The sequence below is a fragment of the Streptomyces sp. NPDC007856 genome, from assembly GCF_042868225.1.
Classification (GTDB): Bacteria; Actinomycetota; Actinomycetes; order Streptomycetales; family Streptomycetaceae; genus Streptomyces.
On record NZ_JBIAEC010000001.1, the window covers coordinates 136766 to 153357 of the forward strand.

19 protein-coding genes, 3 tRNA genes and 1 pseudogene are annotated in these 16592 nt (G+C 69.9%); 15 read left to right on the top strand and 8 right to left on the bottom strand.

Translation table 11 applies throughout. The features are described 5' to 3' along the window. Positions 1–149 precede the first annotated feature (149 nt). Positions 150–638, bottom strand: coding sequence for a YajQ family cyclic di-GMP-binding protein (locus ACFYOH_RS00675; protein WP_218514922.1), 489 nt, complete (start codon positions 636–638; stop codon positions 150–152). Between the two features lie 227 nt (positions 639–865). On the opposite strand from ACFYOH_RS00675, the gene ACFYOH_RS00680 reads away from it, so the two are divergent. Together ACFYOH_RS00680 and ACFYOH_RS00685 are read left to right on the top strand one after the other, a co-directional pair. Then, positions 866–947, top strand: a tRNA-Tyr gene (locus ACFYOH_RS00680). Between the two features lie 566 nt (positions 948–1513). Then, positions 1514–3550: a SpoIIE family protein phosphatase gene (locus ACFYOH_RS00685; RefSeq protein ID WP_388619518.1), complete on the top strand. Its 2037-nt coding sequence runs from the start codon at positions 1514–1516 to the stop codon at positions 3548–3550. A gap of 265 nt (positions 3551–3815) precedes the next feature. Here ACFYOH_RS00685 and ACFYOH_RS00690 read toward each other — a convergent pair whose 3' ends face one another. Continuing rightward, complete coding sequence (locus ACFYOH_RS00690) at positions 3816–4115, bottom strand: hypothetical protein (protein WP_388619521.1); 300 nt, start codon at positions 4113–4115, stop codon at positions 3816–3818. Between the two features lie 289 nt (positions 4116–4404). Between ACFYOH_RS00690 and ACFYOH_RS00695 the strand changes: the two genes are divergently transcribed. Further along, positions 4405–4653, top strand: a complete 249-nt coding sequence (locus ACFYOH_RS00695) for a hypothetical protein (protein WP_388619524.1) — start codon at positions 4405–4407, stop codon at positions 4651–4653. A 90-nt stretch (positions 4654–4743) separates the two neighbouring features. On the opposite strand, the gene ACFYOH_RS00700 is transcribed toward ACFYOH_RS00695, so the two are convergent. From ACFYOH_RS00700 to ACFYOH_RS00715, 4 genes and pseudogenes are all read right to left on the bottom strand, one after another. Continuing rightward, positions 4744–4935, bottom strand: coding sequence for a hypothetical protein (locus ACFYOH_RS00700; RefSeq protein WP_388619527.1), 192 nt, complete (start codon positions 4933–4935; stop codon positions 4744–4746). 147 nt (positions 4936–5082) lie between these two features. Beyond that, positions 5083–5757, bottom strand: coding sequence for a hypothetical protein (locus ACFYOH_RS00705; RefSeq protein WP_388619529.1), 675 nt, complete (start codon positions 5755–5757; stop codon positions 5083–5085). A gap of 493 nt (positions 5758–6250) precedes the next feature. Next, positions 6251–6591: pseudogene (locus ACFYOH_RS00710) on the bottom strand (RRQRL motif-containing zinc-binding protein). Positions 6592–6966: 375 nt separating this feature from the next. After that, positions 6967–7449 carry a carboxymuconolactone decarboxylase family protein gene (locus tag ACFYOH_RS00715; protein WP_388619532.1) on the bottom strand — a complete coding sequence of 161 codons (483 nt, stop codon included), beginning with the start codon at positions 7447–7449 and terminating at the stop codon, positions 6967–6969. Between the two features lie 189 nt (positions 7450–7638). On the opposite strand from ACFYOH_RS00715, the gene ACFYOH_RS00720 reads away from it, so the two are divergent. Genes ACFYOH_RS00720 through ACFYOH_RS00730 form a run of 3 tightly spaced genes read left to right on the top strand, consistent with a single transcriptional unit; the run spans position 7639 to position 8515 of the window. Continuing rightward, positions 7639–7992 (top strand): DUF6233 domain-containing protein, encoded by a 354-nt coding sequence (locus ACFYOH_RS00720; RefSeq protein WP_388619534.1) that lies wholly within the window; start codon positions 7639–7641, stop codon positions 7990–7992. Between the two features lie 44 nt (positions 7993–8036). Further along, positions 8037–8261 (top strand): hypothetical protein, encoded by a 225-nt coding sequence (locus ACFYOH_RS00725; protein WP_388619537.1) that lies wholly within the window; start codon positions 8037–8039, stop codon positions 8259–8261. Between the two features lie 41 nt (positions 8262–8302). Then, positions 8303–8515 carry a hypothetical protein gene (locus tag ACFYOH_RS00730; protein WP_388619540.1) on the top strand — a complete coding sequence of 71 codons (213 nt, stop codon included), beginning with the start codon at positions 8303–8305 and terminating at the stop codon, positions 8513–8515. Between the two features lie 146 nt (positions 8516–8661). Here ACFYOH_RS00730 and ACFYOH_RS00735 read toward each other — a convergent pair whose 3' ends face one another. Both ACFYOH_RS00735 and ACFYOH_RS00740 read right to left on the bottom strand, forming a co-directional pair. Beyond that, positions 8662–9318 carry an SDR family oxidoreductase gene (locus ACFYOH_RS00735; RefSeq protein WP_388619543.1) on the bottom strand — a complete coding sequence of 219 codons (657 nt, stop codon included), beginning with the start codon at positions 9316–9318 and terminating at the stop codon, positions 8662–8664. A gap of 181 nt (positions 9319–9499) precedes the next feature. Beyond that, positions 9500–10765, bottom strand: coding sequence for an amidohydrolase family protein (locus ACFYOH_RS00740; RefSeq protein WP_388619546.1), 1266 nt, complete (start codon positions 10763–10765; stop codon positions 9500–9502). A gap of 340 nt (positions 10766–11105) precedes the next feature. Between ACFYOH_RS00740 and ACFYOH_RS00745 the strand changes: the two genes are divergently transcribed. The 9 genes from ACFYOH_RS00745 (at position 11106) to ACFYOH_RS00785 (ending at position 16590) form a co-directional block, all read left to right on the top strand. Continuing rightward, positions 11106–11178 (top strand) — tRNA-Thr (locus ACFYOH_RS00745). A 46-nt stretch (positions 11179–11224) separates the two neighbouring features. After that, a tRNA-Met gene (locus ACFYOH_RS00750) sits at positions 11225–11297 on the top strand. 90 nt (positions 11298–11387) lie between these two features. After that, entirely contained in the window at positions 11388–11552 is a 165-nt protein-coding gene (gene rpmG, locus ACFYOH_RS00755) for a 50S ribosomal protein L33 (protein WP_003948671.1), read from the top strand. A gap of 200 nt (positions 11553–11752) precedes the next feature. Continuing rightward, positions 11753–12205, top strand: coding sequence for a MaoC family dehydratase N-terminal domain-containing protein (locus ACFYOH_RS00760; RefSeq protein ID WP_388619547.1), 453 nt, complete (start codon positions 11753–11755; stop codon positions 12203–12205). A gap of 7 nt (positions 12206–12212) precedes the next feature. Then, on the top strand, positions 12213–12641 hold the full coding sequence (locus ACFYOH_RS00765) for a MaoC family dehydratase (protein WP_388619550.1): 429 nt from the start codon (positions 12213–12215) through the stop codon (positions 12639–12641). 114 nt (positions 12642–12755) lie between these two features. Further along, entirely contained in the window at positions 12756–13325 is a 570-nt protein-coding gene (locus ACFYOH_RS00770) for a TetR/AcrR family transcriptional regulator (RefSeq protein WP_388619553.1), read from the top strand. Positions 13326–13410: 85 nt separating this feature from the next. Next, positions 13411–14907, top strand: coding sequence for a DHA2 family efflux MFS transporter permease subunit (locus ACFYOH_RS00775; RefSeq protein WP_388619556.1), 1497 nt, complete (start codon positions 13411–13413; stop codon positions 14905–14907). Between the two features lie 32 nt (positions 14908–14939). Further along, positions 14940–15320, top strand: a complete 381-nt coding sequence (locus ACFYOH_RS00780) for a DUF3291 domain-containing protein (RefSeq protein WP_388621017.1) — start codon at positions 14940–14942, stop codon at positions 15318–15320. A 127-nt stretch (positions 15321–15447) separates the two neighbouring features. Beyond that, positions 15448–16590, top strand: coding sequence for a UDP-N-acetylmuramate dehydrogenase (locus ACFYOH_RS00785; protein ID WP_388619559.1), 1143 nt, complete (start codon positions 15448–15450; stop codon positions 16588–16590). The last annotated feature ends 2 nt before the right edge of the window (positions 16591–16592 follow it).

The following is a 16592-nucleotide window of genomic DNA, read 5'->3' on the forward strand; positions in this document are numbered from 1 at the left end:
CGACAGCACGGAAGGGCGGGCACCGCTCGGGGGCGCCCGCCCTTCCGTGCTGTCACGGATGTCCGGCTGGTGTGCTGCCGGTCCCTACCGGCGTGCTGCTGGTTCCCACCGGTGCCCTGCCGGTGTCCTACCGATGTCCTGCCGGTCTTCTACCGGTAGTTCACGAACTGCAGGGCGAAGTCGAAGTCCTTGCCCTTCAGCAGCGCGATCACGGCCTGCAGGTCGTCCCGGCTCTTGGAGGTGACGCGCAGTTCGTCGCCCTGGACCTGGGCCTTCACGCCCTTCGGGCCCTCGTCGCGGATGATCTTCGCCACCTTCTTGGCGTTCTCCTGGGAGATGCCCTCCTGGATCGACGCGAAGATCTTGTACTCCTTGCCGGACAGCTGGGGCTCGCCCGCGTCCAGCGCCTTCAGCGAGATGCCGCGCTTGATCAGCTTGGACTGGAAGACGTCGAGGACAGCCTTCACCCGGTCCTCGGAGTTCGCCTCCATGAGGATCTTGTCACCGGACCACGAGATCGAGGCGCCCACGCCCTTGAAGTCGTAGCGCTGCGAGATCTCCTTGGCGGCCTGGTTGAGGGCGTTGTCGACCTCCTGCCGCTCGACCTTCGAGACGATGTCGAAACTGGAGTCGGCCATGTCCTGTGGCTCCTTGTATCGGGGTGCGTATCGGGTGCGTGCCGGCGTGCGCGGCGGCGGCCGCCGGGCCCGGCGTCATACCGGGCCGCATCCGCACCAGCCTAGTCACCCCACGAGCCGAGGGGTGGAGATCAACCGGGTGGCGAAGCACCCCCGTGTATCGGGTATTGTTTACGTCGTCGCCAGGGGGCACCGCCAAAAAGCGGTTCGATCTGGTGGCCAACCCCGGCGGTGTGCCCGAGCGGCCAAAGGGAGCAGACTGTAAATCTGCCGGCTCAGCCTTCCCAGGTTCGAATCCTGGCGCCGCCACGCTAGTGGGAATCAGCCCCTGACCAGCAAGTTTGGTCAGGGGCTGGTCTCTTTTCTGACCCCTGTGGTTATCCGCCGCTCCCCGTGGTTCCCCGCCGCTTCGGGCACGCAGCGGGCACGGGTGATCGTGGCGCCCTAGGCCCGCCGCGTCCCGCGTTCGGTCACACTTGTCGGGCGCAGCATGACCTTGATCACGCAGGAGTTGCGCCGGTCTCACGCGCTCAGTGTTTCCCGGTGTCGCCAGGCAGTCCGGCTCACCGCCGGGACCGCGGGCTAGGTGGGTGACGCACTCGCTTTCGAGGTGTGTTCCTCCTGGTCGGGACAGCGTTCGGCCTTGTCCATGCTCGTTCACCACTGCGCTCCAGACGGCTGACGTGTACGCCCCTGAACGGCTCCGGCCACCGACGAATGAGACCAAAACTGAGACCACATCATGCCCGCACCCGGCGTACGTGGCAGCAGTGGCCAACCTCGCTCCCGGAGCCCTCGGCTTATCGAGACGTCGCCGAGAAAAATGCGACAATCATCTTGAAGAGGCTGTTTTGGTGTATTCCAGGGAACCTCAGATGGACGCCACGGACGAACTCCTTCGAAGTGCTGACCCGTCGGCTCTGCTGACGCTGGAAGGTGCCATCCGCAGCCTCAACCCTGCGATGGCCGCAGCGCTGGGCAGGCCGGCGGAGCAGTGCCTGGGACGTGGCTTCGGTGATCTGTTGCCCGCAAGCCAGCGGATGTCGGCCGAGAGCCTCGTGGCCCACGCCGCCGGGACGAAGATGGTCGCGATGCGGGTGCTGGAGTTCCCCGGGCCAGGTGGAGCACCCATTGCCTCCTTGCTCGAGGCACGGCAAGCGAAGGATCCGGCAAGTGGCGAGCAGCTGGTTTGGGTGCACGCCCTGGATGCGCGCAACGACGTGACGAGCCTGTTGATCCCGTTCCGGCTGGCCACCGAGGCTGCCAACCTCGGCCTGTGGATGTATTCACCCCAGGGGCACCAGCTGGAGTGGCTCGGTGGCGCACCCGCCCTGGTCGCGCTCTACCCGGATCTCACCGCGCCACTCTCCCGAGTGATGTCGGCCGTGCACCCTGACGACCGGGAGGCCTTCGGGCAGCTCCTGCGCCCGGCCCCCGCCCAGTCCGCCTGGGTGAGGTACCGGTACCTCACCCCGCACGACGGCTGGCACCAACTGACCGTTCAGACTCGTCGGATCCAGTTGGGGTATGGGGGCCCCGAGCGGATCTTCGGGGTGGTTCGCGACGAGACCAAGAAGGCGAAGCTCAAGGAGAAGGCGCAGGCCGCGCTGGCTGCCGAGCGACAGCGCGCCAAAGACACCGCCGACTTCTCCTCCGCCTTGATCACCGCGGCCACGGAGCAGGAACTGCAGCAGGTCGTCCTGACCCGGCTCGCCGCGACATTCGGCGGTACCGGTGCCCTGCTCGCACTCGTCGACGAAGGCCGCCTGCGCGTCTCCACCGATGCCCGAGTAGCCATGGGGGACGTCGAGTCCCTGCACGGCCTGCCGCTGGACCGTCCGAGCCCGCTGCCCGAGGCGATACGCGCCGGCAAGCCACAGTTCATCCCCGACCGGGAGGACTACATCCGCCGCTGGCCACACGGGGCCGGATTTCCGCACCTCGCCCGGCTCGGCTCCGACTACACCACCTCCATCACCCCCCTCGGCGAGCCCGGCAATCAGCCACTCGGGGCGTGGATGGTGTTCTACGGCAGCGGACACCAACCGTCCCTGGACGAGCGGACCCTCATGGGTACGCTGGCCGACCTGGCGGGCCAGGCACTGCGGCGCATCAGGTCGCAGCAGGCACGAGTCGAGCTGGCCACGGCGCTGCAGCAGACCATGCTCCCCACACTGCCCGAGCACCTCGCCGGCCTGGAGGTCGCCGCCCGCTACACACCCAGCCGCGCCGGGCTGGACATCGGCGGAGACTGGTACGACGCCTTCGTACTGCCCGACGGCGCGGTGGCCCTGGAGATCGGCGACGCTCAAGGGCACGACGTGAACGCCGCCGCAGCCATGGGACAGGTGCGCGCCTCCATGCGCGCGATCGCCGCCCACGAACCGGATCCCGCAACCGTGCTGATGCGCACCAACGAACTGCTCGTCACGATGGGCGTGGCTCGATTCGCCAGCTGCACCATGCTGCATCTCGACCCGCGCGACGGACAGGTCACTGGCGCCAGTGCCGGCCATGTGCCGGTGCTGTGCGCGCGCACGGACGGCAGCCACAGCATCCATGAGCTGCCGGGCGGGCCGGTCCTGGGAGTCGTGCCCGGCACCGAGTACCGCGAGGAGACCTTCACCCTGGACGAGGACAGTGCGCTGGTCATGGTCACCGACGGGGTGGTCGAAGGACCGGGCCTGACGTTGGACGCCGGACTGGAGCGAGCCGGAACACTGGCAGGCGCGGCCCTCCACGACGGACTGGACGCCGAGGAGACCGCCGACCGCATCCTCGACACCGCGGTCGCGGTAGACCACGCCGACGACGTGGCCGTGCTGGTCATCCGACGCACACGACTGCGCCCGCGTCCTCACGGGGTGCCATCCATCGGTCGATCACGACGCCGACGCTGGCACAGACTTTGAGATCTAGCCTCATCCTTATCAGGTCGATCACGGGGGTCTGTCGACATCGGCCAACGGCCCCTGCGCCTCGGGCAATCGTCCACTGAGGTCCGGCGCTGGCCGCTGCTGTTCGTGCTTGTTGGTGTCAGCCGCTGGTGTCAGCCCCTGCACCTGGTCTTGACAAGGGTCGCCCGACCGCTAGGGGCTCGGCCCGCCTCACAATGCCCTGCCAAAGCCTCTTCCGCCCGCCGCCGAGCCTCGGACGGCCCAGAGACGGGCCAACGACTCAGTACCGGAAGCGTGCGGTATAGCCGTCGATCCGCAGCAGGGAGTCTCTGATGACCTCACCCCCACTTTCGGGCACCAATTCGAGGCCAAGCGCATAGATGGCCTCGTCAGCCGCGATGGCCGCGTCCTCGTCCTTCCGCTCCCATGCAGCCCGCGATGCGTCAATGAACGGCTTGAGGGTCGGCCAGCCAGTTGAGGGCTCGAACCGGCAGCCGGTCCAGAACATATCGACGGCTTCGAGTGTGAGCACGCCGACGACCTCGTGACCTCGACGCAACTGCCAGACCTGGTCTTCCATCACGGCCCCCCTTCATGGAAGTTGCACCGTATCGCGGCCGTGGCCTACCCAGGGCATGGATCCGATACCGCCCCGAACTGCTGTTTCCGGCAGGAACCCACAACCTTGAGCTCCAGGAGCACCTCACCTCGCGTGTGGCGGATGAACCGGAGGCGCTGCTATTCCTCGGTCGCACCGGGCGCTCTCTCCGTACAACTCTTGGCGCCGGACGCACTTCGACAAGGCTGTGGAGCGCGCCGGACTGAAGGACGTCACCCCGCAGGACCTCCGAGCGACGCACGCTTCCCAGGTGGCCGATCGGCACGGCGTCATGGCTGCGGCCAAGCGGCTGGGCCACGCCAACGCGAGCGTGACCACGCGTCACTGCGCGCGGTCACGGGATGGTCAGGACGCGGAGATCGCATATGAGCTCAACGCCGATCACGAGAGGGCCAAGCGCGCTCGTGCCAGGAAGGCCAAGCGGGTGAAGGGTGACGTGGCACGGACGTTGCACGAAGAGAAAGGCGCCGTTTCCGAGTCCGACGATCAGGGCAACTGACCTGCACAGACGTCCCGTTGTGCGTGATCGTTCACCGGAGTCTGTAAATCTGCCGGCTCAGCCCTCCCAGGCTCGAATCCTGGAAGATCTTCAAGAGCCGGAGGAGTGCGCGGCTGCTGCCGGGGACGAGCTCGCCGACAGGGTCGGCCGTCGTGACGCGGGCGCGGGTGACGGCCAGGACGGCAGTGGCGAGCCGTAGACGCCCTTGGCCGGCTGGAAGTCCTCTTCCACCTGCCGTCTTCGGCAGAGCCCGTCGACGAGGGCGGCCAGGGTGGTGGTCAAGAGGGGTTCGCGGCTCCGCGCATTTTCCGGCCCGGAACTCAACGCCCTGGCTGACTCATATTCCCGACCCTGGAGTCGTGAAAATCGGGACGGGCGGCCACTCGGCAGTCTGGGTGGATGGCTTTTCCATCCACCCAGACCGTGAAATCAGGTGGTCTTGGTGCGACCGAGGTTGTTGTTGTTATTGTTGTTGTTGTTCGGGTTGCCGGCGTTGTTGTTGTTATTGTTGTTGTTGACGATGACGGTGATATGGAAGCCGTCCTCGTCGAAGTCCGCCCAGTCGTGAGTAGACTCGTCGTCCGCGTCGTCCTTGGCCTTCCCCCAGTCGTGGGTAGCGTCGTCGTCTTCGTCTTCCTTGGCGTTCGCGCGGTCGTCGTCCTCGTCTTCCTTGGCGTTCGCGCGCTCGTGGTTCGCGCCTTCCTTGGCCTTCGTGCGGTCGTGGGTAGCGTCGTCGTCTTCGTCTTCCTTGGCGTTCGCGCGGTCGTCGTCTTCGTCTTCCTTGGCGTTCGCGCGCTCGTGGTTCGCGCCTTCCTTGTCCTTCGCGTGGTCGTGGGTAGCCTCGTCGTTCGCGTCTTCCTTGGCGTTGGCGCGTTCGTCGGCAGCGTCGACGTCTGCGTCATCCTTGGGGGCGGCGAAGGTACCGCTTGAGCGGAAGGTCTTGAGCGAATCATGATCTGCGGCGTGCGCCATGGGCACTGACCAGAGACCTACCCCGCTGCCGAGCACGATCACGGCCGCCGCCTTCGCACCCAGGCGGGGGCGACGCGAGGGAGCGCCCTCGTCTTGGCGCCAATTGCGCGTCACCTTGCGCTTCGGAAACATTTTGTGTCCTCTCTCCTCGCATAGCCGAGGGAACTGTCCGATCGGTTCGAGAATGCAAACGTTGATCCGCATCCAGCCTCATCACGCTTTCCGCGCGAACTGCGTGCGATAACGGTTCGACCTGCGGAGTTAGGCCAGACGCTGACATGCCTGCAACACGTGGCTCAGCGCCGATGGCGCCTCTGGAGGCCTCGCGATAAAGTAATTAGCCGCCACTTTTCATGACGGTCCGTCAGTTTGTCTGGTAAAACCGCTTCGGCTTGCCGGTCGTAGAGGCAGAGCGTTTCGGCTGGCCAGCCGGAGTTCGGCAGGGGTTTGCAGGCGCGCGAACGCGCCGGTGATCACGTGGGCGAAGGGTCAGTGCCGGGCGAAGTGGAGGCAGCGGCGGCGGCCGGTGGGGGCGAGTACGGGCATCCCGGCCGGCAGGTCGCAGGCGACAAGAGTGCGGTGTCGCGTGGTCTTCCCTCGGAAGTCCCTTCAGGGTGGGCGGTGTTCAGGTGATGCGCTGTTCTTCGGGATGGGCGCACGGCACGCACGTGCCGAGCGAGGACGGGATGACGCATTCGGCATCCCGACCACACTCCGGGTACCTGCGGCGGGCGGTGTTGGCTTCGGCCGGGGTCGCCCATTTGGCGGGCCTCGTCGGCCGGACGGGCTTTGGCTGCTCGATCGAGTAAAGGCAGGCGACCAGCGGTCCGCGGCGACGCCGCGGACGCTCCGACCGGCCTGCCAGTCCCGCCCACCGGGCCGTAACCCGAGGGCGCGCAGTCGTCGGACTGCGGCCAGCCGCTCGGAAGCCAGGTGCCACCGGTAGACGGGGATGCCGGCTGCCAGACGGCCGCGGTGTCGACGGCTCGCAGGACGAGGCGGGAGGGCTCGTCGTCGCGGGACGGCGAGGATCCGCCGGGCGTCCCCAGGGCTCGCTCATGCCGAATGCCTCGCCCACCGCACGGGCGCTGAGCGGGCGGCCCGCCTGCGCGGACTCGGTGTACGGGCGTGCGGGAGGTGGATCGAGCCGACCGGGAGCGAGGTGGTGAACAGGATGAGCACCCGGTTCGCCGGATCCCGGTCCGCGAGGGCGTGTCTTGATCTTGAGTGGACTGTAGATCTGCCGGCTCAGCCTTCCCGGGCTCGAATCCCGGCGCGGCCGCACGGGAACGAGAGCCCCGTGATCTGCGAGAGCAGGTCGCGGGGCTCTTGTCATTGCCGTCAGTGGAACTTGGCGGCCATGCCCGCCTCGTAGTCGCCGGCGGGCTGCTGGGTGAGGACGTTTCCGCGGTTGAAGGCATTGATGACGGCGATCTGGGCCACCAGGTCGGCGAGCTGGTCCTCGTCGTAGTACTTGGCCGCGTTCGCCCAGACCTCGTCCGGGACGCCGCCGGCCGCGTCCGCGATGCGGGTGCCCTGCTCCGTCAGCTCCAGCGCGGCGCGCTCGGCGTCGGTGAAGACCTTGGCCTCCCGCCAGGCGGCGACCAGATGGAGGCGTACGGCGGTCTCGCCGGCCGCGGCGGCCTCCTTGGTGTGCATGTCGATGCATCCGGCGCAGCCGTTGATCTGGCTCGCGCGGAGCATCATCAGTTCGCGCGTCGAGGCCGGCACGGTCGACTCCGAGAGCGCCATGCCCGCGGCGATGATGTGCTTCATGACCTTGGCCGCGACCGGGGCGGCCATGACGTTCAGACGAGCTTCCACGGTGTACTCCTGGGCGGTTGCCGGTGTGTACGCCCTCTGCGTACGCCCTCTTGGACAGACCGGCCCCGTGCGCTGTGACAGGAAGGGGTGTGACCCGCGTCTCAGCGGTGGGGAAGCCGTTTCGCGCGAATCCTGTTCGGCCGTATCCCGCTGGTCGCACTTCCGGATCTCTTCACTAGAATCGAACGTGTGAACGATGACCGTCCGCTGACGCGTCTCGACATGCTGCGCTTCGCCCGCCGCGTCGTCGAACATCAGGCCGCGCGGCAGCTCGCCCTGATGGACCGGTGGATCGCGGACGAAGAGCGCCGGGAGGCCGAACGGCAGCGCCGACTCGCCGTCCGGCAGGCCGCTCCGGACTGGCTGATCGAGCGCGGACTGAACGGCCGCACGGCGGTGTACGTCCACGTCGGCGGCTGTGCGAGCGCCGGCGGACGCGCCAAGGCGGTCGGCCGGGAGCAGGCGGTCCGCGCACTCACCGAAGGAGAGGTCCCCGCATGCCCGCTGTGCCGCCCCGACAGGGTGCTGGGAATACTGGAATGACCGGTCCGGGTGCGGGCCCGGGCGGTCCGGACGATGCTGGAGCCATGGCTGGGAAGCGACCCATCATCGTGCACCTGCCGTCCCCGACCGGCGGCCGCCGGGTCCGCGTGGACGGCGAGATTCTGGGCCTGGCGCACAACGTGGGGGACCTCGTGGAGTTCCTGCGCCGCGCGGGACTGGAGATCGAGCCGGAGCAGGTGGCCGACTCGCCGCTGATCGACTGGCGCGGAGTGGGCCCCGATCGGTGGGAGGTCGAGACCCGCACCTGACAGCGGTGTCGCGTCCGCGCCGGTGCGGGCACACTGACGGCATGTCCTCCCGACGCAGAACCTGTCCTGTGTGCCATCGCGACATCGCCGTCGTCGCGGGCCGTTACGCGCGGCACGACCCGCCCGGGGCGCGGGAGAACGGGGAACTCGTCTCCTGCGCCGGATCGCGGCAGCAGGCCCAACTCGGGGCGGTCCAGTCGGCGTTGGACGGATACGCCGTACCGGAGTTTCCCGGGCAGCTGCCTCTGTTCTGAGTTCGCGAAGAGGTGGAGGGGCTTGGGTGCGCGGAGGGGACTTGCGTGTGTGGGGCTTGGCTGTTGGGGGACCTGACGGGGCGACATGCCGGCGGTGCTGAGGGCTCGGTGGCGGGGTCTGTCCGTTCAACGGCCGGTGGCCGGCCTCAGTTCCCGGCCACCGACTTCACCGCCACCGACACCGGTGTCGATCCGCTGATCAGCTCCAGCGTCAGGCCGGTCGTCGCCGGGGTGTCCACCAACTCCGCGAGCACGGCCGCCACATCGTCCCGGGGGATCGCGCCGCGCCCGGTGTGCGCCTCCAGCCGGACCTGGCCGGTGCCGGCGTCGTCCGTCAGCGAGCCGGGGCGCAGGATCGTCCAGTCCAGGGCCTCCTGGCGGGTGACGTACGCGTCCGCCTCGCCCTTGGCGCGCAGATACGCGTCGAAGACATCGTCGCCCCGGTGCGCGGGATCCGCGCCCATCGAGGAAACGACCAGGAAACGGCGCACGCGCGCGCGTACGGCCGCGTCCGCGAACAGCACCGCCGCGCCCCTGTCCACTGTCTCCTTGCGGGCCGCCCCGCTGCCCGGGCCCGCGCCGGCCGCGAAGACCGCCGCGTCGGCGCCCTGCAGATGCGCCGCGACCTCCTCCACCAAGGCGGACTCCAGGTCGAGCAGCACCGGTTCGGCGCCGGCCGCGCGTAGATCGTCGCCCTGTTCGGACTTGCGGATGATCCCCGCGACCTCGTCTCCGCGCGCGGAGAGCAGGCGCTCCAGCCGCAGCGCGATCTGTCCATGACCACCAGCGATGACAATGCGCATGATTCCGACCGTACGCCGGAAGAGGCGTATCCGCCGCACGGGTTAACCGGCGTGGCAGCACCGCGCCGGGCTCGCGCCCACCGGCCCGCGCCGGGCGCGCACGAGCGCACGCCCGGCGCTCACACCCACCCGCGCGCTCCCCTCGGGTCGCGCTCCAGACCGCGCTCCGGACCACGCGCCCTCACGACAGCTCGCCCCGCCCCTGCCGCGGCAATCCGAGTTCCACCGTGGCCGCCGAGTTGCAGTACTCGCGCACCGCGCTCGTGCGCGCCACCACCCGGCCCCGGTGGACCACGATCCGGCTGTAGGCCAGGGACAGGGCGCCGGCCAGGCGGTTGCCGCGTACGGCGAGGAGGTCCGCGGGAAAGCCGGCCTCCACGCGTACCTCCGGCAGGCCCAGCACCGCGCGGGCCGATGCGCTCACGGCGTCGTAGGCGTCCTCCGGGCGCAGGCCGTGGGCGGAGGCGAGGAGATAGGCCGCCTCCAGGGGGTCGCCGCGACCGACCGGGTTGGAGGCATCGCGCAGGGCGCCGCTGCCGGCCGACACGCGCACCCCGGCCGCGCGCAGCAGCCGTACCGGAGCGGTGCCCCGGCGGTCGGTTCCGCAGCAGCCACCCTGAGGCAGGCACACGACCGTCACACCGGCCGCCGCGAGCTGGTCGGCGGCACGGGAGGCCGCCTCGGTGGGGAAGCGTGCGAGACCGGCGCACGGCCCGATCGTCACGCCGGGGCGCAGGCCCCCGGCCATGGCCGCGAGCCGGGACAACCGGGCCGGGTCGGAGGCGTCCGTGTGCAGGTCCACCGGGCAGCCGTGCTCGGAGGCCACCTCCAGGACCGCCTCCACATAGCCCGTGGGATCGGGGTCCAGGTCGGGGCAGCCGCCCACCACGGAGGCGCCCATCTTGACCGCGTCGCGCAGCATCGCCAGCCCGTCGGCCCCGGCCACCCCGGTCAGCAGCCGTGGCATCGCGACCGTCGTCAGCTCGGCGAGCCCCCGCAGCGAGCGCCGCGCCTGCAGGACCGCGCCCAGCGCGCCGAGCCCTTGTACGTCGCCCACGCGCACGTGCGTGCGTGCTGCCGTCGCCCCGTGGCCGAGCTGCAGCAAGGCCGCCTCCGTCGCCCGGCGCTGGACGTCCTCGGGGGCGTACGACGCCGGGCCGGGGTGCTCGGCGGACAGCGCGGTGTCGCCGTGGGCGTGCGGTTCGGCCGGGGCCGGCAGGAGCAGGTAGCCGTTCAGGTCCACGCGCGTGGCGCCCGTCCGGGCGGGTCCCGGCGCCAGACTGCCGGCCGTGCCCACCGCCTCGATGCGCCCGCCGCCCAGCCGTACGTCCACCGTCCGGCCGTCGGTGAGCCGCGCCCCGCACAGCAGCAGGGCGGCCGGGTCGGACTGGCCCGAGGATCCCGAGGAGTTCGACGGCGGATGGGGCTGCGGCTGGCTGTCGGGCATCGCGCTCCAGGATCGGGGGCGGGGGCTCGGGTTGGCCCGCGTGAGACACCGGGGCCCGGACCCCAAGATCACGCCGAGCGAGTCGAGCCTAGGGTGGCGAGCCGCGCCGGGCGCGCAGGAGCGCAATAGTCGTACCGGCGTGGTCCGTCCTTGCGGGTGCACGTCTCGCGCACCCACGTGGCCCCGCCCTTCCCGCCGACGTCCACGCGCGCGTGGACCTCGGCTTCAGCTCCGTGCGAGGGCTCGTGGGGCCACTGCGGGCCCTGGGGTGGGGTGGTCCGGGGCCGCCGGATACGGATTTGGGTGAACGGCGGCGGACCGTGTAATGTCTTCATCGCTCGCCCCAATAGCTCAGTCGGCAGAGCGTCTCCATGGTAAGGAGAAGGTCAACGGTTCGATTCCGTTTTGGGGCTCTGGTGTGAGAGGTTCCCGCCGAAAGGCGGGGTCCGATCGCATCGCAGCGGTGTAGCTCAGTCGGTAGAGCAAGCGGCTCATAATCGCTGTGTCACCGGTTCAAGTCCGGTCACCGCTACTCACAGTAGCCGATTGCGGGGTCGGTCCTTCGATCGGCTACTCTTTCTTGCGTTGAATTAGTCCACCCGTTCGTCTTAGGAGCACTCACGTGGCTGCCACCGACGTCCGCCCGAAGATCACGCTGGCCTGCGTGGAGTGCAAGGAGCGGAACTACATCACCAAGAAGAACCGGCGTAACAACCCGGATCGTCTTGAGATGAAGAAGCACTGCCCTCGCTGCAACGCGCACACCGCGCACCGCGAGACGCGATAAACAGGCTCGTTCGCGAGGCCGTCCCCTTCCGAGGGGGCGGCCTCGCGGCGTTTCACCGCTTCACCGGCGCCTCGGCTTCCCCGGCGCTTCGGCTTCACCCGCGCTTCAGCGGCCGGTCCTGACCCGTCCCCCTGCGCATTGTCCGGCGGGATTCCGGCTAATTTGGGGCCATCACAGCAGACATCAGGAGGTGCCGGGCCATGGCGCTCGACCAGTCCTTCGTTGGACGGACCTACCCGCCCACCGCGCCCTATGAGGTGGGCCGGGAGAAGATCCGCGAGTTCGCCGAGGCGGTGGGTGAGACCAATCCGGTCTACACGGACCCGGAGGCCGCGAAGCAGCTCGGGTATTCCGATGTGATCGCCCCGCCGACGTTCGTGTTCGCCATCACCTTCCCGGCCGCCGGGCAGATCGTCGAGGACCCGCAGCTCGGTCTCGACTACAGCCGCGTGGTGCACGGCGACCAGAAGTTCGCCTACACCCGCCCGGTGCGCGCCGGCGACCGGCTCACGGTCACCTCCACCATCGAGGGCATCAAGTCCCTCGCGGGCAACGACATCCTGGACATCCGCGGTGAGGTGCACGACGAGGCCGGCGAGCACGTCGTGACCGCCTGGACCAAGCTCGTGGCCCGCGCGGCCGGGGAGGCGTGAGGACCTGATGACGGCGAAGATCGCGTACGACGACGTCGAGGTCGGCACCGAACTGCCGGCGCAGACCTTCCCAGTGACCCGCGCCACGCTCGTGCGCTACGCGGGTGCCTCCGGGGACTTCAACCCGATCCACTGGAACGAGAAGTTCGCCAAGGAGGTCGGCCTGCCGGACGTCATCGCGCACGGCATGTTCACCATGGCCGAGGCGATCCGCGTGGTCACCGACTGGACCGGGGACCCGGGGGCGGTCGTGGAGTACGGCGTCCGCTTCACCAAGCCCGTCGTCGTGCCGAACGACGACCAGGGCGCGCTGATCGAGGTCAGCGGCAAGGTCGCGGCAAAGCTGGACGACAACACCGTGCGCGTGGACCTGACGGCGACCAGTGACGGCCAGAAGGTGCTGGGCATGTCCCGGGCGGTCGTACGGCTGGCCTGACGGCACCACCGGAAGCAGTGCGGTAAGGGGCGTCCTCCATGGTGGGGCGCCCCTTACGTATGTCCGGGGCCGAGGAGCTTGCCAAGTTAGTGATTGAGCACTAACTTACTTTCCATGCCCAGGATGAGTGCAGAAGAGCGACGCGAGAGCGTCATTCGCGCGGCGATCGCCGAGTTCGCGCAGAAGGGCTACTACGGCACTTCCACGGAGGCGATCGCGAGCCGCGTCGGCGTGTCGCAGCCGTATCTCTTCCGGCTCTTCGCGGGCAAGAAGGCGATCTTCGCCGCCGCGTCGCTCCGGTGCGTGGAGGACACCTGTCGGGTCTTCGAGGCGGCGGCCGAGGGGCTGGACGGCGAGGAGGCCCTGCATGCCATGGCGAACGCCTATGTGCGGATGATCACGGAGCAGCCCGAGAAGCTCCAGATGCAGATGCAGACGTACATCACGGTCGCGGCGGCCGAGGCGGAGGGTGACCACGAGTTCGGCGAGGCCGTACGGGCCTCCTGGATGAAGCTCTGGGACACCGTCCATCTGCCGCTCGGGGCGGACGACGGCGAGACCACGACCTTCCTGGCGTACGGAATGCTCATCAACACCCTCACCGCCATGGGGTTTCCACCCGAACACCGGGTCTGGCAGGGGATGTATCCGTCGGCCCGGATCACCGGGCGGCTGGAGAAGTAGCGGAACGGGGGGGGATCGGCCACCTCTTTTCCTGGCCGCAAAAGTTAGTCATCAATAACTAACTAGATCGCTCTCTGGGGGAGAGATGTCACACCAGACCGCAACGAGCACCGGCCGCGGAAGCGCGGCCTGGGCCCTCGTCATCACCAGCGTCGCCGGCTTCATGGCGGCCCTCGACAACCTCGTCGTCACCACCGCACTGCCCTCCATCCGCAAGGACCTCGGCGGCGCGCTGGACGACCTCGAGTGGACCGTGAGCGCCTACACGCTCACCTTCGCCGTCCTGCTGATGTTCGGCGCGGCGCTCGGTGACCGCTTCGGGCGCCGCCGGCTCTTCATCGCCGGACTCGCCGTCTTCACCGGTGCCTCCGCCGCCGCGGCCATGGCCCCCGGCATCGGCTCCCTGATCGCCGCCCGTGCGGTCCAGGGCGTCGGCGCGGCCGTGATGATGCCGCTCACGCTGACCCTGCTGACCGCGGCCGTGCCCGCCGCCAAGCGCGGGATGATGTACGGCATCTGGGGCGCCGTCAACGGACTCGCCGTCGCCTCCGGACCGCTCATCGGCGGCAGCCTCACCGAGCACGTCTCCTGGCACTGGATCTTCTGGCTGAACGTCCCGCTCGGCCTGATCACGCTGCCGCTCGCCCGGCTGCGCCTCGCCGAGTCCCACGGCACCGGGGCCCGGCTCGACGTCCCCGGCACCCTGCTCGCCAGCGGCGGCCTCTTCGGGATCGTCTACGGCCTGGTCCGCGGCCCGGCCGACGGCTGGACCGACACCGTGGTCCTCACCGCGCTGTTCGCGGGCGGCGCGCTGCTGACCGGGTTCGTCCTGTACAGCTCCCGCGCGGCCAACCCCATGCTGCCGATGCGGCTGTTTCGGTCCCGCGCCTTCTCCGGCATCAACGCGGCCAGCCTGCTGATGTTCGTCGGCATGTTCGGCTCGATCTTCCTGCTCAGCCAGTACATGCAGGGCGTGCTCGGCTACTCGCCCACCGAGGCGGGCCTCAGGATGCTGCCGTGGACCGGCATGCCGATGCTCGTCGCGCCGATCGCCGGGATCCTCTCCGACCGCATCGGCGGCCGCCCGGTCGTCGCGGCCGGCCTGTTCCTGCAGGCCGTAGGTCTCGGTTACATGGCCGCCGTGGCCACCACGGACGCCTCCTACGCCGCCCAGCTGCCCGCCCTGCTCGTCAGCGGGGTCGGCATGGCCCTGTACTTCGCGCCGGCCGCCAACCTGGTGATGTCCAGCGTCCGCCCGCAGGAGCAGGGCATCGCCTCCGGCGCCAACAACGCGCTGCGCGAGGTGGGCGGCGCGCTCGGCATCGCGGTGATGTCGTCGATCTTCTCCGCACAGGGCGGCTACGAGACTGCGCAGAGCTTCGTCGACGGTCTGCGGCCCGCCCTGGTCACCGGCTCGGCGGTGGTCGCCCTCGCCGCGGTCGCGGCCCTGGTGATCCCGGCCCGGCGCGCCGCCGCCCGCCTCGCCGCGGGGGACGCGCGGACGCCCGCGACGGCCCTGGAGGCCGCTGCCGCCGAGGCTCCCGCCCCGGCGGGCACCGCCCTGGAGAGCACCGCCCGCTGAAACCCCGCCACCCTCGTCCCATGGAGTTCGCGATGCCCGCTCTTCCCTGGATCGTGCCGAACACCCCGCCGCAGGGCACCGAGGTGCACGTCTTCGCCTCGCGCTTCGAGACCCGCTCCCTGTGGGGCGCGCTCCGCTTCCTCGCCCGCACCCCGGCCGTGTGGCGGCAGGTCGGCAAGGCACCCGGCGCCTACGGGGCATCCCTCAAGGCACAGCCCCTGCGGCGGACCTTCTGGACGTTGTCCGCCTGGGAGTCCGCCGACGCGCTGAAGGCCTTCGCCCGCTCCGGTGTCCACCGGCCCACCTCCCGTGGACTGGCCTCCCAGATGCGCGACGCCGCGTTCGCCACCTGGCAGACCTCCAGCGACGAGTTGCCGGTGAGCTGGGAGGAGGCGGAGCGGCGGCTCAGCTAGACCGCCGGTCGGCAGCCGCGGTACGTCGGGTACGCGCGCGTGGGCTTCGAGACGAGCCCACGCGCGCGTGCACGTGTGCCGGCTCGCGTCGGTGGGCGGGCAAGGCATGGAGCCCACCCCGCCCTGCATGGGCGGAACCGCCTCCCGCCACAGTTCCCCGGCCGTCGCCCGCGTGGCTGCGGTGCTGTCGGAGGTGTCTCGTAGTCTTGGGCCCGTGCAGGTACTCCACGACGCCCCCCTCGCCCCGCTGACCACCTTCCGGCTGGGCGGTCCCGCGGCCCGGCTGGTCACCGCCACCACCGACGCCGAGGTGATCGCCGCCGTCCGTGAGGCCGATGACAGCGGGACGCCGCTGCTGGTCATCGGCGGTGGATCGAACCTGGTCATCGGCGACAAGGGCTTCGACGGCACCGCCCTGCGCATCGCCACGCGCGGTGTCGAGCTGCGCGGCACGACGCTGGAGCTCGCGGCCGGCGAGGTGTGGACGGATGCCGTGGCCCGCACGGTCGAGGCCGGGCTCGCGGGGATCGAGTGCCTCGCCGGGATCCCGGGATCGGCCGGAGCCACCCCGATCCAGAACGTGGGCGCCTACGGCCAGGAGGTCTCCTCCACCATCACCGAGGTCATCGCCTACGACCGGCGTGCCGGCGTGACCGTCACGCTGACGAACGAGGAGTGCGCCTTCTCGTACCGCCACAGCCGCTTCAAGGCCGACCCCGAGCGCTATGTCGTGCTGCGCGTCCGCTTCGAGCTCGAGGACGCGGACGGGCTCTCGGCGCCCGTGAAGTACGCCGAGGCGGCCCGCGCGCTCGGCGTCGAGCCGGGCGAGCGGGTGCCGCTGGCCGAGGCCCGCGAGACCGTGCTGAAGCTGCGCGCGGGGAAGGGCATGGTGCTCGACCCCGACGACCACGACACCTGGTCCGCCGGGTCCTTCTTCACCAACCCGATCCTCAGCGACGAGCAGTTCGCCGCGTTCCACGCGCGCGTGCGCGAGCGGCTGGGCGACGGCGTGGAGCCGCCCGCCTACCCGGCGGGGGAGGGCCGTACGAAGACCTCCGCGGCCTGGCTGATCGACAAGGCGGGCTTCACCAAGGGCTACGGCACCGGACCGGCCCGCATCTCCACCAAGCACGCCCTCGCCCTCACCAACCGGGGCACCGCCACCACCGAGGACCTGCTGGCCCTGGCCCGCGAGGTGGTCGGCGGCGTGCGCGAGGCCTTCGGGATCACGCTCGTCAACGAGCCGGTGACGGTCGGCGTCAGCCTCTGACG

What these genes read in the sequence shown, in the direction of transcription:
- ACFYOH_RS00675 (WP_218514922.1), bottom strand. Translation starts at nt 638, where the DNA reads ATGGCCGACTCCAGTTTCGACATCGTCTCGAAGGTCGAGCGGCAGGAG.
- ACFYOH_RS00685 (WP_388619518.1), top strand. Translation starts at nt 1,514, where the DNA reads ATGGACGCCACGGACGAACTCCTTCGAAGTGCTGACCCGTCGGCTCTG.
- ACFYOH_RS00690 (WP_388619521.1), bottom strand. Translation starts at nt 4,115, where the DNA reads ATGGAAGACCAGGTCTGGCAGTTGCGTCGAGGTCACGAGGTCGTCGGC.
- ACFYOH_RS00705 (WP_388619529.1), bottom strand. Translation starts at nt 5,757, where the DNA reads ATGTTTCCGAAGCGCAAGGTGACGCGCAATTGGCGCCAAGACGAGGGC.
- ACFYOH_RS00725 (WP_388619537.1), top strand. Translation starts at nt 8,037, where the DNA reads ATGGCTGGGAAGCGACCCATCATCGTGCACCTGCCGTCCCCGACCGGC.
- ACFYOH_RS00730 (WP_388619540.1), top strand. Translation starts at nt 8,303, where the DNA reads ATGTCCTCCCGACGCAGAACCTGTCCTGTGTGCCATCGCGACATCGCC.
- ACFYOH_RS00735 (WP_388619543.1), bottom strand. Translation starts at nt 9,318, where the DNA reads ATGCGCATTGTCATCGCTGGTGGTCATGGACAGATCGCGCTGCGGCTG.
- ACFYOH_RS00740 (WP_388619546.1), bottom strand. Translation starts at nt 10,765, where the DNA reads ATGCCCGACAGCCAGCCGCAGCCCCATCCGCCGTCGAACTCCTCGGGA.
- ACFYOH_RS00760 (WP_388619547.1), top strand. Translation starts at nt 11,753, where the DNA reads ATGGCGCTCGACCAGTCCTTCGTTGGACGGACCTACCCGCCCACCGCG.
- ACFYOH_RS00765 (WP_388619550.1), top strand. Translation starts at nt 12,213, where the DNA reads ATGACGGCGAAGATCGCGTACGACGACGTCGAGGTCGGCACCGAACTG.
- ACFYOH_RS00770 (WP_388619553.1), top strand. Translation starts at nt 12,756, where the DNA reads ATGCCCAGGATGAGTGCAGAAGAGCGACGCGAGAGCGTCATTCGCGCG.
- ACFYOH_RS00775 (WP_388619556.1), top strand. Translation starts at nt 13,411, where the DNA reads ATGTCACACCAGACCGCAACGAGCACCGGCCGCGGAAGCGCGGCCTGG.
- ACFYOH_RS00780 (WP_388621017.1), top strand. Translation starts at nt 14,940, where the DNA reads ATGCCCGCTCTTCCCTGGATCGTGCCGAACACCCCGCCGCAGGGCACC.
- ACFYOH_RS00785 (WP_388619559.1), top strand. Translation starts at nt 15,448, where the DNA reads ATGGGCGGAACCGCCTCCCGCCACAGTTCCCCGGCCGTCGCCCGCGTG.